The organism is Clostridium sp. YIM B02555, from assembly GCF_022320955.1.
GTDB classification, from domain to species: Bacteria; Bacillota; Clostridia; order Clostridiales; family Clostridiaceae; genus Clostridium; species Clostridium saccharoperbutylacetonicum.
In genome coordinates this window covers 1-15,532 of the sequence record NZ_JAKJJY010000005.1, presented here as the reverse complement: position 1 = coordinate 15,532, position 15,532 = coordinate 1, and the positions used below count along the sequence as shown (strand labels likewise).

The following is a 15,532-nucleotide window of genomic DNA, read 5'->3' as shown; positions in this document are numbered from 1 at the left end:
GCAAGCCAGTTATAAAGAGATAGATTTTATAACTGACTTTTTTTATAGGTTAAATGGATGTATATGTTTATAGGCAAATATAAAAGTAGTTATATATGAAACTACTTTTATATTTAGATAATTATATGAAATATCAAAGTTAATGAGTCATGCCAATTAAAAAATATTTTAGAATTAGGTGAGTTTTTTATTTAGGTCAAAAATAATTAGTATTATTTTTGACCTTATTTTCTTGTTTTCAAATATAAAAATAAAATAAGTCAATAAATGATTGAACTAAGTGAAATTAATTGAATGTCTGAATACGTTTAAAAAAGTATACTTGATACATAAGAAGAAACAACAAGAAATTTATATATAAGAAAATAGGAGGAATTATAAAATGAGTAAGATTAAAGTAGGAATTATCGGTTGTGGAGGGATTGCAAATCAAAAGCATTTTCCAGCATTAAAAGAAAATTCTAATTTAAATGAAATAGTTGCTTTTTGTGACATAGTTGAAGAAAGAGCTACTAAGGCTGCTAAACAATTTGGAGTGGAAAACGCAAGAGTTTACACAGACTATAAAGAATTATTAAAGGATAAAGACGTTGAAGTTGTGCATATTTGTACACCAAATGTATCTCATAGTGTTATTGCAATTGATGCATTTGCAGCTAAGAAGCATGTATATTGTGAAAAGCCAATGTCTCATAAAACTGAAGAAGCTGAAAAGATGGTTGAAGCTTGGAAAGCATCAGGAATGAAATTTACAGTAGGATATCAAAATAGATTTAGAGCTGAAGTTATGAACTTGCACGAAGCTTGTAAGAACGGTGAATTAGGAGAGGTTTACTACGGAAAAGCTCATGCAGTACGTAGAAGAGGAGTACCAACTTGGGGAGTATTTATGGATAAGGCACAACAAGGTGGAGGCCCACTAATAGATATTGGGACACATGCTTTAGATATTACTTTATGGTGTATGAATAATTATGATGTTGAAAGTGTATCAGGTTCTGTATTCTACAAATTAGGTGGATTGAAGCAGGCCACAGAAGGAAACTTATTTGGACCTTGGAATCCAGAAACTTTTGAAGTAGAAGATTCTGCAATGGGCTTCGTTAAAATGAAAAATGGTGCAACTATAAACTTAGAAGCAAGCTGGGCATTAAATATACTTGAATCAAGAGAAGCATCAACTACACTTTGTGGAACACTAGCAGGTGCTGAAATACATTCAGGAATGAGCCATTCTAAAAATGAATTAATTTATAACCGTGGAAGAAATAATCAATTAATGGAAGAAAAATTATCTCCAGTTGGTGGTGTTGCATACTTCGGTGGAGGAGGCGGTGCTGAAGGCAGCATGGATTGTAAACAATGGTTAGAAGCTATCGCAAATGATACAGAACCATTAGTTAAGCCTGAAGAAGCATTAGCTGTTACAAAAATATTAGATGCAATTTACAAATCAGCAGAACAAAAAGCAGAAGTTAAATTTTAATTTTTTTGATACCAAAGGAGGTAAGAAAAATGGCATTTGCAATGCGTATGAAACTTAATAATCAAATTATTAAAGAAGATTCTTTTAAAAGTATGTATATAAATGGGAAAAAACATGGTTTCGAATTTGATGTTCAATTAGCTTATTATAGAGGACATTATTTATCAGATATAGATTTATTAGAAGTATATTGTGATGGTGAAAAGATGCCAGAAGAAGCAGTTACTTTTGAATTAAATGGTAAAGAAATGCCTATTTATAAATTAAAATATGCAGTAACTGAATTCTGGAGCCAAGTTCAATTAGCTAAGATCAGAGTAATTAAAAAAGATGGATTAGCTATAGGAGAGCATGAATTAGAATTAAAGCTTATACTTAGAGTTCCTTATATGCAAATGGGGCCAGATCATCAATATATGCCACTTGATAGTGGAGATACTGTGACTGTAACCATAAATGAGTAGGAGGAATAAAGATGAGTAATATTAAATTAGGTGCTACTTTGTTTTGTTATGGAACAGAGTATGCAAGATATCAATATGATTTTGAAGAATGTGTAAAACAAGCAGCTTTAGCTGGTGCAACAGGATATGAAATTGTAGGAACTCAAATGATTCCTTCTTATCCTAATGTAAGTGATGAGTTTTTAGGATTAGTAAATTCATTAAAGGCTAAGTATGGTATTGGACCAGTTGGATATGGTGCAAATAATGATAAAGGTATGCGTCATGATAGAAATCTTACTGATGATGAAATGTTAGCAGATGCAATTATTGATTTGAAAGCAGCTAATAAATTAGGTTGTAAGGTTATGCGTGTACAATACATGTTATCACCAGAAGCCTTTGAAAGACTTGCTCCTTATGCAGAACTATATGATGTAAAAGCAGGTATTGAAATTCATAATCCAGAAACACCAACATCTCCAAAGATGATGAAATATTTAGAAGTTATTAAACGTACAGGCTCTAAGCATTTAGGCTTTGTACCAGACTTTGGATGCTTTGCAGTTGCTCCAAATAAGCCACATTGGGATAAGGCTCTTGCAGCAGGTGTTAAGGAAGAACATTTACAGATGGCAGCAGAATTTAGATATCAAGGTGTTGATATAGAAGAAGCTCGTAAAAAATTAATGGAAGCAGGAGCTCATCCAGCAATCAATGGTACATTACAAGGAATGTATGGATTTGTTCAATTTAATCCAAAGGAGAAATTACCTGAATTATTAAATGGATTAAAAGAAATTATCCCATATTGCTTTGAAATGCATGGTAAATTCCATTATTTAAGCGAAGATTGTGTAGAACCAAGTATACCTTATAAAGAAATTCTAGGAATGTTAAAGGATACAGATTTTGATGGGTATCTTATATGTGAATATGAAGATGAATTATTCTGTGGTGGAACAGAATTTACAAGACGTCAAATTGCAATGGAGAAAAAATTCTTAGGAATGTAATTTGGTAAGTGCATAAATTTAATATTTACCTGATGATGAAAAATCATTAGGTAAATAGGGATTTAGAAAGGAGAGTTCTTATGAAATTAGGATTTGTAAGTGCAATACTAGGCGAATTAAGTTTTGAAGAAGTAGTAGATTTTGCTGCTGAAAATGGACTTGAATGTATAGAAATGTGCTGTTGGCCTAAGGGTAAAGCAGAAAGAAGATATGCAGGTGTATGTCATATTGATGTAGATACACTAGATGATGCTAAAGTTTCTTATATTAAAGATTATTTAGCTAAAAAGAATGTTAAAATATCTTCTTTGGCATATTATCCAAATACCCTTGAGGAAGATTTAGAAAAAAGAAAAGTATATGTTGAGCATTTAAATAAGTTAATTGATGCTTCTAGTAAATTAGAGGTTAATATGATTACAACTTTTGTAGGGCGTATACCATCAAAAACAGTAGAAGAAAACTTGGAAATAGTTAAAGAAGTTTGGCCTCCAATTGTAAAACATGCAGAAGAAAAAGCTGTAAAGATAGGAATTGAAAACTGTCCAATGTTATTCACAAATGATGAATGGCCAGGAGGGCAAAATCTTATGACATCTCCTGCTAATTGGAGAAAAGTATTTGAAATATTAGATAGTCCAAACTTTGGATTAAATTATGATCCATCTCACTTTGTATGGCAGCAAATTGATTATATTAAACCAATATACGAATTTAAAGAAAAAATATTCCATGTACATTACAAGGATATAAAAGTTTATAAAGACAAGCTCGATGATATTGGAACTATGGCAACACCACTTCAATATATGTCGCCTAAGTTGCCAGGACTTGGTGATGTTGACTGGGGAAAATATGTTTCCGCTTTAACAGACATAGGATATACAGGTGATACGTGCATTGAAGTTGAAGACAAAGCATTTGAAGGTTCAGTTGAAGATGCTAAAAAAGCTGTAATTTTAAGTACAAGATATATTAGACAATTTGTAATATAGATAAGTAAATAAAAACGTGTATAAATATGTATACAATATATTAAAAGAAGGTGAAAAGAATGAAAATTAAATTAGGTGTTATAGGATTTGGAGGTATTGGAAAGTGGCATGCTCAAAATGCACCTCGTGCAGGAGTTGAAATTGCAGCAGTATGTGATATTAAAGAAGAACGCTGGAGTGAAGCAGAAGAAATGGGATTTAAGCTTTATAAATCAGCAGATGAACTACTAGCAGATAGTGAAGTTAATACAGTAATTTTGACCGTACCTAACCATTTGCATAAAGAAATGTGCCTAAAAGCAGCTGCAGCTGGGAAAAATGTAATTACTGAAAAGCCAGCAGCTATGAATGTAGCAGAATTAGATGAAATGGAAGCAGCTTGCAAAAAAGCTGGAGTTTTCTTTACAGCTCATCAAAATAGAAGATGGGATAGAGATATGCTTATTGTAAAGAAAGCATATGATGAAGGACTTTTAGGTAATATATTTACAATTGAAAGTAAACTTCATTCAGGTAATGGTTATATGCATGAATGGCATCTTTATAAGAAATATGGTGGTGGAATGATATATGATTGGGGAGTTCACTTAATTGACCAAGCTTTATTCATGATGCCTGGTGTAAAGATTAAATCTATTTATGCAGATATAAAGAACGTATTGCATGAAGAAGTTGATGATTATTTTAAAATAATTTTAAAGATGGAAAATGGAGTTACCTTCCATTTAGAATTATCAACTTATATTTTAGAATATCAACCACGTTGGCTAGTAGCAGGAGATAAAGGAACAATAATTGTAAAGAATTTTGGATGTGAAGGAGCCCTTTATCGTACAGGAGATATGCTAAAGAAACTTCCACCTCAAATAACTGAAACTGTTGCAGGACCAACAAGACAATTTGCTCCTGTACCTCCAGGAGGAATTGTAGAAGAGATGCTTCCACAAGTTGAAACTGACTGGGTAGATTTTTATAAAAATGTACAAGGTGCATTGGATGGAACAGAAGAATCAAAAATTAAGATTTCAGAAGTACGTCGTGTATTATCAGTAATGGAAGCTGCGTGGAAATCTAGCAAAACAAATAAAGCCATAATTGATTTTGAATAATAAAAGTTTATAAGCAAGTTCGCACCTTGCTTATAAACTAAAAAGTAGTAATTAATAAAAACAACCAAATGAATTATAACATAATATGCTTTTTTTATACAATTTTGTAAACGATATTATATTACTTATTAACAAAAAGAGGAGAAATTATTATGAATAATGAGAATGTAAAAACAGGAAAGCTTAGTTTTGGAACAAAATTTAGTTATGGAATAGGGGATTTAGCAAGTAATCTATCTTGGGGTCTAGTATCAACATATCTATTATTCTTTTATACAGATGTATTTGGAATAAGTGCTGCAGTAGCAGGAGTAATTATACTTGCTGCAAGAATATGGGATTGTTTCGTTGATCCAGTGGTTGGATTAGTTGTTGAACGTACTAATACTAGATTTGGGCGTTTTAGACCATATATAATTTTTGGTGCTATAGTGCTTGCAGCATTTAATACTTTAACATTTACTACACCGAACTTAAACCCTACAGGAAAAATAATTTATGCAACTGTAACTTATTTTATACTTGGAACAGTTTATTCAATCGTTAATGTACCTTATGGAGCTTTAGGAACAGTAATGACACGTGACACAGAAGAAAGAACTTCTTTGAATTCCTTTAGAGGATTTTTCTCATTAATCTCTAATGTTATCACAGGGGCTGCATTAATGCCGCTTGTAATGGCACTCGGACAAGGAAACAATCAAAAAGGTTTTTCGTATGGTGCGTTAGTAATATCGTTATTTACATTACCGCTGTTCTATATGGTTTTTAGAAATTGCAAGGAAGTTATACAACCTCCAAAGGGGAGTCATCCTTCAATCAAGGATTCAATTCGTGCAGTTTCATTAAACAAACCATTTATGTTAATTGCAATTTACTTATTCTTATTATTTACAGCACTATTTGGAAGATTAGGAACAGTAGTTTTTTATTATATATATGTTATGGAAAGACCTGATTTAATTGCGCCATTGATGGGTGGATTTGGGTTATGTACAGCAATTGGATCTATAGTAGTTGGTGCTATAGCTAAATATTTTGAAAAAAGAACCTTAGCAATTATTGGAGTAGTATTATGTGGTTTAACTTGCATTGGAATATATTTAATACCTGTTACAAGCGTTACTGCAATAATGATATTATCAACTATTGGATTTATACCAGTAGGTTTTGGCGCTCCAATGATATTTAGTATGGTTGCTGACAGTATAGATTATAGTGAATGGAAGCATGGTTCTCGTGCAGATGGAGCTATTTATTCAGTAACAAGTCTTATTACAAAAATATCTTCAGCTATAATTGGTGGAATTACTGCAATTGCACTTGGATGGATTGGGTATATTCCAAATGCACAACAATCTGTTGAAACTATTAAAGGCTTAAATATGGTAGTTAATCTTCTTCCAGGAATTGTATACTTGTTGGCGGTAGTACCAATGCTTTTCTATGGAATAACTAAAGCAAAGGCTCAAGGCTATGCTAAGGAAATTGAAGAAAGACGTGCTAATGCTAATGTATAACAGATAAATTTTTATTTTGAGGATTTGAATGAATAATTCAAATCCTTAAATAATTTACAGCTGAAATAGATATTAGTAATAGTATTTGGTGAAATGAGAAATAATCGTATAGTAAAATAGATAATTACTTAGAAGAAGCTTTTGTATTAAATTTGGATGTATAATCAGTAAATATTAATTAGGAGTGCTACATAGAATTTATATTTATTTTAAATAATGATATAATTTGGAATTATACGCTAATAAATTTTATGTACTTGAGCACATTGAAAGGAATAAGGAGCATTATGAAAAAATGGAAAGAAATTAAAAAAGAAGGATATAATCTTATTTTAAATGAAGGTGGACAAAGTGTAGCTTATTCACCAAAGTCAAATGTAAAAATTATTGAGGAAGATGGGTTTGCTTTTAAGAATTTAAGTAGAAGCGGGAAGCTAGAAAAATATGAAGATTGGAGATTGCCAGTTGAGGAAAGAGCTAAAGATTTAGCAAGTAAAATGACAATTAGACAAATAGCTGGATTGATGCTTTATAGTGGACATCAAGCAATTTCAAGTAGTGAAGATTCATTTGCAAAAATGTTTGCAGGAACTTATAACGGTAAAAAATTATATGAAAGTGAAGCAAAAATAACAGATTTAACTGATCAGCAGATGGAATTCTTAAAAAATGATAATCTAAGGCATATATTAATAACTATAATAGAGAATTCAGAAATTGGAGCTATGTGGAATAATAATGTACAAGCATTTTCAGAAGAATTACCTCTTGGTATTCCTGTCAATATATCTACAGATCCAAGACATGGAACAAGTAGCGATACTGAATTTAATGCTGGAGCAGGAGGAGATATTTCCAAATGGCCAGAACCTTTAGGACTTGCTGCTACCTTTGACGCAGAATTGGTGAGAAACTTTGGTTATATAGCTGCTAAAGAATACAGATCATTAGGTATATCAACAGCTTTATCTCCTCAAGTAGATATAGCAACAGAACCAAGATGGATGCGATTTAATGGAACTTTTGGAGAAGATCCAACTTTATCAGCTAATTTAGCTGAAGCTTATTGTGATGGATTTCAAACATCAACTGGAGAAATGGAAATAAATGATAACTGGGGATTTGAAAGTGTAAATGCAATGGTTAAACATTGGCCAGGTGGTGGTAGTGGTGAAAGTGGACGTGATGCACACTATGCTTATGGTAAATTTGCTGTTTATCCAGGTAATAATTTTCAGGAGCATTTAAAGCCTTTTGTCGAAGGTGCATTTAAGTTAAAAGGAAAAACTAATACAGCCTCAGCAGTAATGCCATATTACACGATTTCTTATGATCAAGATAAGAAAAATAATGAAAATGTAGGAAATTCCTATAGTAAGTATATTATTAATGACTTATTAAGAGAAAAATATAATTATAATGGTGTTGTATGTACAGATTGGGCAATAACAGAAGACAATAGAGAAATGGATGCATTTATATCTGGAAAGTGCTGGGGGGTAGAGAACCTTTCAGTAGAGGAGAGACATTACAAAGCATTAATGGCTGGTGTTGACCAATTTGGAGGTAATAATCAAGTAGAACCTGTAATTAAAGCTTATGAAATTGGCGTAAAGGAACATGGAGAAGAGTTCATGCGCTGTAGATTTGAAAAATCCGCTGTAAGATTATTATTGAATCTATTTAGAACTGGTTTGTTTGAAAATCCTTATGTTGATGCTGAAATATCTAAGGAAGTGGTTGGAAATTCTGAATTTATGCAAGCTGGATATGATGCACAGTTAAAATCTATTGTTATGTTAAAAAATAAAGAAAACATTATGCCAATAAAAGAAAGAAAAAAAGTTTATATACCAAAAAGAAGAATTAAAGAAAGTAAAGACTGGTTTGGAAATATAATACCGGCATATGAAAAGGAGCCAGTAAGTAAATCTATTATTGAAAAGTATTATGATGTAGTTGAAGATCCAAATAAAGCTGATTTTTCAATTGTATTTATAGAATCGCCAAAAACAGTAGGATATACAAAAGAAGATGGGTATCTACCAATTAGCTTGCAATATAGAAAATATACAGCATTAACTGCTAGAGAAAAAAGTATAGCTGGAGGAGATCCCCTAGAAACATCAGATAATAGATCATATTTAAATAAAACTAATTATGCAAGTAATGAAGCGGATTTAGATATAATACTTGAAACAAAAGAAGCTATGGAAAAGAAACCAGTAATAGTGTCTATAAATATGACAAATCCAACTGTAGTAGCAGAGTTTGAAGAGCATGTAGATGGAATAATAGTAGAATTTGGTGTACAAACTCAAGCAATAATGGATATTGTAAGTGGGAAAATTAATCCAAGTGGATTATTACCATTTCAAATGCCAGTTAATATGGAAACTGTAGAAAATCAATGCGAAGATGTACCTCATGATATGGAATGCTATGAAGATGAATTAAGAAATGTATATGACTTTGCATATGGCCTAGATTTTAATGGGGTTATTAATGATGATAGAGTAAAAAAATACAAAACAAGGTAAAATATGATTTTAAATTTATTCATAACTGATACTAGTATTATTATTCAAGTGGAAGTTTTGAACAAAAAGATATCGCCGGTCAAAATATGTCCGGCGATTTAAATTTATGTATTTTATTGTACGCCATCATTATAGTGTGACAGCACGTTTTTTAATAATATGGAAACAATTTTAATCGGTTGTCTCCAGAACGATCTGGCTTCTCCAATGTAACTTCACCAGTAGCAGCCCACTCCACACCGCGAACAAGCATAGTAATGAAATTAAATCGATCAAGCGCTTCCCAATGTCCAATAGATGTAGCAAATACACGTCCTGTTCCATATTCATTTGTCCAGATTACCGGTGTATATTCATTCACCCCTGCCATATTCTCAAGTTTTCCATCTGGAATGTCAACAGGATGATGTGGTGGCGGGAATCCAGGAATTCTGTAATTCTCGACATCATCATAAATAGATGCTAGTACATGAACTTTTGCTTCTGGATGAATGATTAGCTGTGTGAATAAATCATCAAAAACGTTCATCCATTTCTTATCTATTCCTTTAGTAATTGGATGATTCTCATCCATAGTCTCAACGAAGTGATCATCTTTTGGACATCTTCTGCATCCTTTTTCCATAGAGCAATACCCACCTAAAAGTTTTCTCCACTCATCTGGCCAATCTGCATCGACCCAAATTGAAGAATGATAAAATACAATTCCTTTTCCTTTTGAAACAAAATCATAAACAGCAGCTTCGCTCTGTTCTCCAAATCTACGTGCATGGTCTGTTGGCCAGGTTTTTCCATCATAGTCTACAAAGAGTACATCGTAAGGTTCTAAAAATTCTGGTGTCACATTACGGAATTCTTCCACAATTGCAACATGAAAACGTCCTGTTGCTTCTAATAATTCTCTGAGACGCAGTGTGATTAAACGTCCCTGGTGCTCTGCTGTAAGTAAACCTGTTACCAGCAATACATTCAATTTTTTCATTAAAAACCCTCCAGTATATATTTTTAACTCATCAAGTTCAAAGAAAAAAGTTGTATACCTTTTCATACGAAGCTTTAGTTCCTTGAAAAATTTACATTTCATAGAAACTGCTGATAATTTTATCAGTGTTAAGTGTTTATATAGAGCTGTTGCTAAAAAATATATAGATTTTTTTAAGTGATGATGTTGCTTTTTTACGTCAACGCCATATAGTCATTATATAACTAAACCCATATATATACAAACTATAGTTAGGAAATTCCATATTTGATTTTTTCCTTTTATAAAAGGAAAAGTGTACAGAAAACTGTAATTTTAAATAAAAGTGGTTTTATACCTAAGAATCATAAAGAAAATGCAATTGTAAATGATATATATGCAGTGGGTTCTAATGAGAAAGCGGCAAAAATACAAAAAAGAGAGAATTAATATAAAAATAATAAAGATATCAAAAATTATAGTGTTATTTTTGTTGTCTTTATTTTTTATTTAGAGAGGTAATTAATAAAGTCAAAATATTGATTGAAATTGGTTAAATAACTTAATGAATACATATACATTAAAATTTATAATTGAATAGTAAGATTTTTTTATCTTAAATTATAAATTATCAATTTTCAATTTAAGAAATTCTTTTAGAACTTTTTTAATAATTGTTAATTGTTAAGGTCACATATATAAACAAAAATTAGTTATAAAAGAAAGAGGAGTTTTAAATTATGAAAGTTTTAGGATTATCGTTTGGAAGAAAAAATTGCAATACAGATATTTTAGTAAAGGAAGCACTTTTTGGGGCAAAAGAAGGTTCACCAGATGCAGAAATAAGATTTATCAACACAAACAATCTTACAATTGATCGTTGTATCGGATGTGGTGCTTGCTCAAGAAGCCTTGAAAACGGTAAAGACAATGACTGTATAGTTAAAGATGATTTGCAGATGGTAGAAGAAGCAATTCGTGAAGCTGACTGCTTGATTGTAGGTGCACCAGTATATGTATTACAACCAGTTGGGCAATTTAAAAATTTTGTTGATAGATTTTCTTGTCGTCATGATGTATCTGCAATTAACTGGGTACTAGATAAGAGAAGAAATGGGGAGGCTCCTGGAGATCCAGACGCATATCCACAAGAAAGATTGAAAAAACGTTATGTATCTTACATTTCTGTTGGTGGAGCAATTACACCAAATTGGGTATCGATGGGTACATCAACCATGCATCTTTTTGGCTTTCCTGCAATGATGAAAGTTATTGGAAATTACGATGCATCAGGAATGGGGACAAGAGCTAATCCAATCCTAGATGATAAAATGATGTCTGAAATTCATGAGATGGGTAAACAAACTGCAGAAGCTTATGGAAAAGACGATAAGGATGTTGCATGGTTTGGTCCAGAAGGAACATGTCCAGTATGCCATCAAAACCTTTTAACAGTTAATGGAACAACCACAGTAGAATGTCCAATATGCGGAATCGAAGGTAAGATTGCAATTGAAGGAGAAAAGTTAAAAGTAACTTTTTCTGAAGATCAACAAGCAAGAGCAAGAGGCACATTTGCAGGTCTTCGTGAGCACACTGTAGAAATCCAAGGGTTTGGAGCAATCTGTGCACCAAAGATAATGGCAAACAAAGAACTTTTAGATAAGAGAATGGAAGTTTATAAGAACTTCGAAAAATATATAAACTAATAATGTATTTTTAATTTTCAGATTAACTGATTAAGTTAATAAATATGAGGAGGTACTTTAAGACAAAGAATATTGTTTTTAAGGGCCTCTTTTACTATAACTATATCCATTTATAATGATATTAAAAGATTTTGCGGCACAAATGTAAGCTAATTGCCATTTACACGGTGTAAAGTTCAGTGTATAATTATTTACAAGATGTAAAGAGCTAAAATGAATTGTTTAAAGCAAGAATTTTTTGACGTTGTCTTTGTAAAGGTTAACAATGATTAGTGATTTTGTTATCTTATTTAACTAAAAAATAAAAACTATAATAAAGTAATGGATAGGTGGAATAAATGAATAATAATTGGCATTTAAATATTAGTAATAAAAATCGAGAAGAAATTCTTGAAACAGGAAAAGAATTATTTTTGAAACATAGTTTTCATGATGTAAAAATAACTGATATTTGTAATATAGCTGGAGTAAGCAGGGTTACTTTTTATAAATATTTTAATATAATGGATGAATTAATATTCGAAGTGCAAATGGATATATTAAAGAGTATGCTTATGTTTATAAAAGAAAAAAGTGATTTTAGCTCCAATGGAAAGGAAAGTTTGAAATCAGTGCTTTATGCTTGGATAAACTTTGCAAAAGAGCATAAGGAGGAAATGAAATTTATAGTTTCATTTGATCTTTATTATAGTTCTCATGATTTAAATGAAGAATTGAAATTAAAATATAAAAGTTTTACAAAAGAGGATTATAATCAAAGTTTGCTTAAGTACGCTTTAGAAAAAGGAATTAAGGATGGATCTTTAAAAGAAAATATAGATCTTCCTAAGACAGGAATGTATATATACCAAACTGTTATGGGATTGCTTCAAAGAATGAGTTATAGTCCAATAACTTTTGAATATGAACCTATTACGTTTGAAGAAATTTCATTTGAAGTTGTTGATACACTTATAAAGTCTATTGAAAATGTGTGTAATTAACTTTAAAGGAGTGTGAAATATGAGTAATATAAGACAAAGTACTAATGAAAATAGTAATTTACCAGTAATGATTTTTTTGAACAAGGTTAAAAAAATTTCTTCTAATATTCAAAAAAATGTGGAATTTTTATTTGTTTTAAAAGGAGAATTGGAAGTAATAATAAACAATCAAAAATACAAGTTGTCAGAATCAGATGTGATATTAATAAATAATGGAGATGTTTTTGAAATTTATGGTGAAGAAGAAAATCTTATTTTATTAATGGAAATTGATAATGATTTCTTTAATGATGTAGTAAAAAGAGAACAAAGTTTATTTTTATGTAATTCTTCTATTAGCGATAATAAGCATTATGATGATATTAGAAGCATATTGGCAAAAGTCATGTATGAATATTCAAATAGAGAATATGGTTATGATTATAAAATAATGTCATTATTGTATGATTTAATATATTTGTTAAATGTTCATTTTGTAATTGCAGATGACTATAAAATGCAAAGTTTAGATATTAAAAATAGCAAATATACTGATCGTATAAATAAAATAGTTTCATACATTAAACAAAATTATTATCAACAGATATCATTGCAAGATGTTGCAGATTCTCAATACTTAACACCTGAATATTTATCTAAATTTTTTAAGATTCATATGGGGATGACTTTTTCAAAATATTTAAATGAGTTTCGATTGGCCCAAGCGGTAAAAGAACTTATTCGTACAGATATTTCAGTAACTAAAATTGCAATGAATAATGGATTCCCTAACTTAGTTGCTTTTAACAAAATATTTAAAGAAGTATATGATACAACTCCAGCAGAGTATAGAAGCCAAGTTAGAAAAAAACAAATAAAAACTAATGTTAGTGAAAAAGTGGAGTCGGAAGTAACAAAGGTTGATTATAATCAAGCTGTTGAAAAATTAACAAGATATGTAGAAGATGAAAAAGATGAGAAAAAGATTGTTGATTATAAAGAAATAAATAATATAAGTGTAGAAGCGGATATTTATACCTCAAAGCATATAGCGCATACTTGGAGAAATCTAATAAATTTAGGATATGCTCAAGATGGATTAAGATCAGATTTGCAGCAGCACTTAACAGATATTCAAAATAAAATTAAATTTAAATATGCAAGATTTCAAGGGATTTTTAGTGATGAGATGCTTAGTTATGGAGATGAAAATATAAATGAGGTGAATTACAATTTTACTAAAATTGATAAGCTCATAGACTTTTTATATAGTATTAACCTAAAACCATTTATTGAATTAGGGAATAAAGCTAAGGTGCTAAATCTTGTTTCTGACAAAGTAATGTATTTTAGAAATTCCTCAGAAAAGCAGAAAACCTTAAAAGAAGCTTTAGATTTATTAGAAAAATTTATGTTTCACTGTATCAATAGGTATGGAATAAATGAAGTTTCACAGTGGTATTTTGAAATTTGGAAAGAAGGAGATAATGATTATGTTTTCTGGAGTGGACACTTTGAAAATTATTTAAATACTTTTCAAAATTATTACAATATTATAAAAGAAATTGTGCCAGAGGCTAAAATTGGTGGACCGGGGTTTAATCCAGAAGTAAATATGAAGCAGTTTAATGAATTCTTGAAACAAGTAAAGAAAACAAGTACTAAGATGGATTTCTTATCTATATCAATATATCCATATGAATTAATTGAAGATAGCAAGGCTGAAAAATTAAGTAAAAGAAATAATATTGGGAGTAAGGCCTATAAAAATGATGAAGGAGAATATTTAAATCATCTTTTACCATCTAAAGACAGAAATTATTCAAAATTAAAATTAGATAAAATACGTAAAATGGTGAAGGAAGCAGAAATAAATATTCCAGAAATACATGTTACAGAATATAATTCAAGTATATCGCATCGTCATCCAGCTAATGATACTACCTTTAAGGCTGCATTTATTGCTAAAAATATAATAGACAATTTAGATGAAACTGATAGTTTTGGATATTGGTTTTGCTCAGATGTTTCAGGAGAATTGAAGGATTCAAAAAATTTGCTTTATGGAGATATGGGACTCATAAGTGCTAATGGAATAAATAAACCAGGCTTTTATGCTTATGAAATGTTAGGAAAACTGGGGAGTGATTTAGTACAAAAAGGTGATGGATATATAATAACCAAGAAATCCTTATATAATTTTGAAATAATCACCTATAATTATAAACATTTTGATTATTTTTACTGTTTAAGTGAAGAAACACCCGTGACTTTAGAACAATATTATAATATTTATGAAAATCAAGAAAATTTGAATTTTTCTATTTCGTTAAAAGGAGTTAAAAAAGGACGATATCGTATAAAAAAGTATGTTCTAAATAGAGAACATGGAAGTATCTTCGACGAATGGCTTAACATGAATGCTATCTTTAACATTAAGAAAGATGAAATTGATTATTTAAAACAAATTTGTATACCAAAGCAAACTGTTTTTTATGTAGAGAGCATAGAAGAACTAAGGCTTGAAAGCTGTCTTTCACCACATGAGGTTAATTTTTATGAGATTACTTTTGAATATAGTTAATTAAATGTACAAATAAATTATTAGTGAAAATGGTTAAGGGTTTGATTAGTATTTATTTATAATTTTTAATAAGTGTGATAGTTTAAATAATCTATTACGCTTGTTTATCAGTATAGATATCCAAATTAATACTTAAACTTATAAATGGAATATGTATGCATTATCGAGAAATTATAATCGTAACACTACACTAGAAATTAGATACAT

11 protein-coding genes are annotated in these 15,532 nt (G+C 30.4%); 10 read left to right on the top strand and 1 reads right to left on the bottom strand.

Annotation, left to right across the window (positions count from 1 at the left end; translation table 11 throughout):
* The first annotated feature begins 382 nt into the window (after window positions 1-382).
* From L3B98_RS09285 to L3B98_RS09255, 7 genes are all read left to right on the top strand, one after another.
* Complete coding sequence (locus L3B98_RS09285) at window positions 383-1,486, top strand: Gfo/Idh/MocA family oxidoreductase (protein ID WP_238916428.1); 1,104 nt, start codon at window positions 383-385, stop codon at window positions 1,484-1,486.
* A gap of 29 nt (window positions 1,487-1,515) precedes the next feature.
* Window positions 1,516-1,950, top strand: a complete 435-nt coding sequence (locus L3B98_RS09280; protein WP_238916427.1) for a DUF6379 domain-containing protein — start codon at window positions 1,516-1,518, stop codon at window positions 1,948-1,950.
* Window positions 1,951-1,961: 11 nt separating this feature from the next.
* On the top strand, window positions 1,962-2,945 hold the full coding sequence (locus L3B98_RS09275; protein WP_238916426.1) for a TIM barrel protein: 984 nt from the start codon (window positions 1,962-1,964) through the stop codon (window positions 2,943-2,945).
* 80 nt (window positions 2,946-3,025) lie between these two features.
* Window positions 3,026-3,940 carry a sugar phosphate isomerase/epimerase gene (locus tag L3B98_RS09270; RefSeq protein WP_238916425.1) on the top strand — a complete coding sequence of 305 codons (915 nt, stop codon included), beginning with the start codon at window positions 3,026-3,028 and terminating at the stop codon, window positions 3,938-3,940.
* A gap of 59 nt (window positions 3,941-3,999) precedes the next feature.
* Entirely contained in the window at window positions 4,000-5,049 is a 1,050-nt protein-coding gene (locus L3B98_RS09265; protein WP_238916424.1) for a Gfo/Idh/MocA family oxidoreductase, read from the top strand.
* Window positions 5,050-5,201: 152 nt separating this feature from the next.
* Window positions 5,202-6,569: an MFS transporter gene (locus tag L3B98_RS09260; RefSeq protein WP_238916423.1), complete on the top strand. Its 1,368-nt coding sequence runs from the start codon at window positions 5,202-5,204 to the stop codon at window positions 6,567-6,569.
* A gap of 287 nt (window positions 6,570-6,856) precedes the next feature.
* Window positions 6,857-9,109, top strand: a complete 2,253-nt coding sequence (locus L3B98_RS09255) for a glycoside hydrolase family 3 N-terminal domain-containing protein (protein ID WP_238916422.1) — start codon at window positions 6,857-6,859, stop codon at window positions 9,107-9,109.
* 151 nt (window positions 9,110-9,260) lie between these two features.
* On the opposite strand, the gene L3B98_RS09250 is transcribed toward L3B98_RS09255, so the two are convergent.
* Window positions 9,261-10,091, bottom strand: a complete 831-nt coding sequence (locus L3B98_RS09250) for a ThuA domain-containing protein (protein ID WP_238916421.1) — start codon at window positions 10,089-10,091, stop codon at window positions 9,261-9,263.
* Window positions 10,092-10,810: 719 nt separating this feature from the next.
* Here L3B98_RS09250 and L3B98_RS09245 point away from each other — a divergent pair.
* The 3 genes from L3B98_RS09245 (at window position 10,811) to L3B98_RS09235 (ending at window position 15,325) form a co-directional block, all read left to right on the top strand.
* A complete protein-coding gene (locus tag L3B98_RS09245; RefSeq protein ID WP_238916420.1) occupies window positions 10,811-11,779 on the top strand; it encodes a flavodoxin family protein in 969 nt (322 codons plus the stop codon).
* A gap of 338 nt (window positions 11,780-12,117) precedes the next feature.
* Window positions 12,118-12,762 carry a TetR/AcrR family transcriptional regulator gene (locus tag L3B98_RS09240; protein WP_238916419.1) on the top strand — a complete coding sequence of 215 codons (645 nt, stop codon included), beginning with the start codon at window positions 12,118-12,120 and terminating at the stop codon, window positions 12,760-12,762.
* Window positions 12,763-12,781: 19 nt separating this feature from the next.
* A complete protein-coding gene (locus tag L3B98_RS09235; RefSeq protein ID WP_238916418.1) occupies window positions 12,782-15,325 on the top strand; it encodes a helix-turn-helix domain-containing protein in 2,544 nt (847 codons plus the stop codon).
* Window positions 15,326-15,532: the final 207 nt, after the last annotated feature.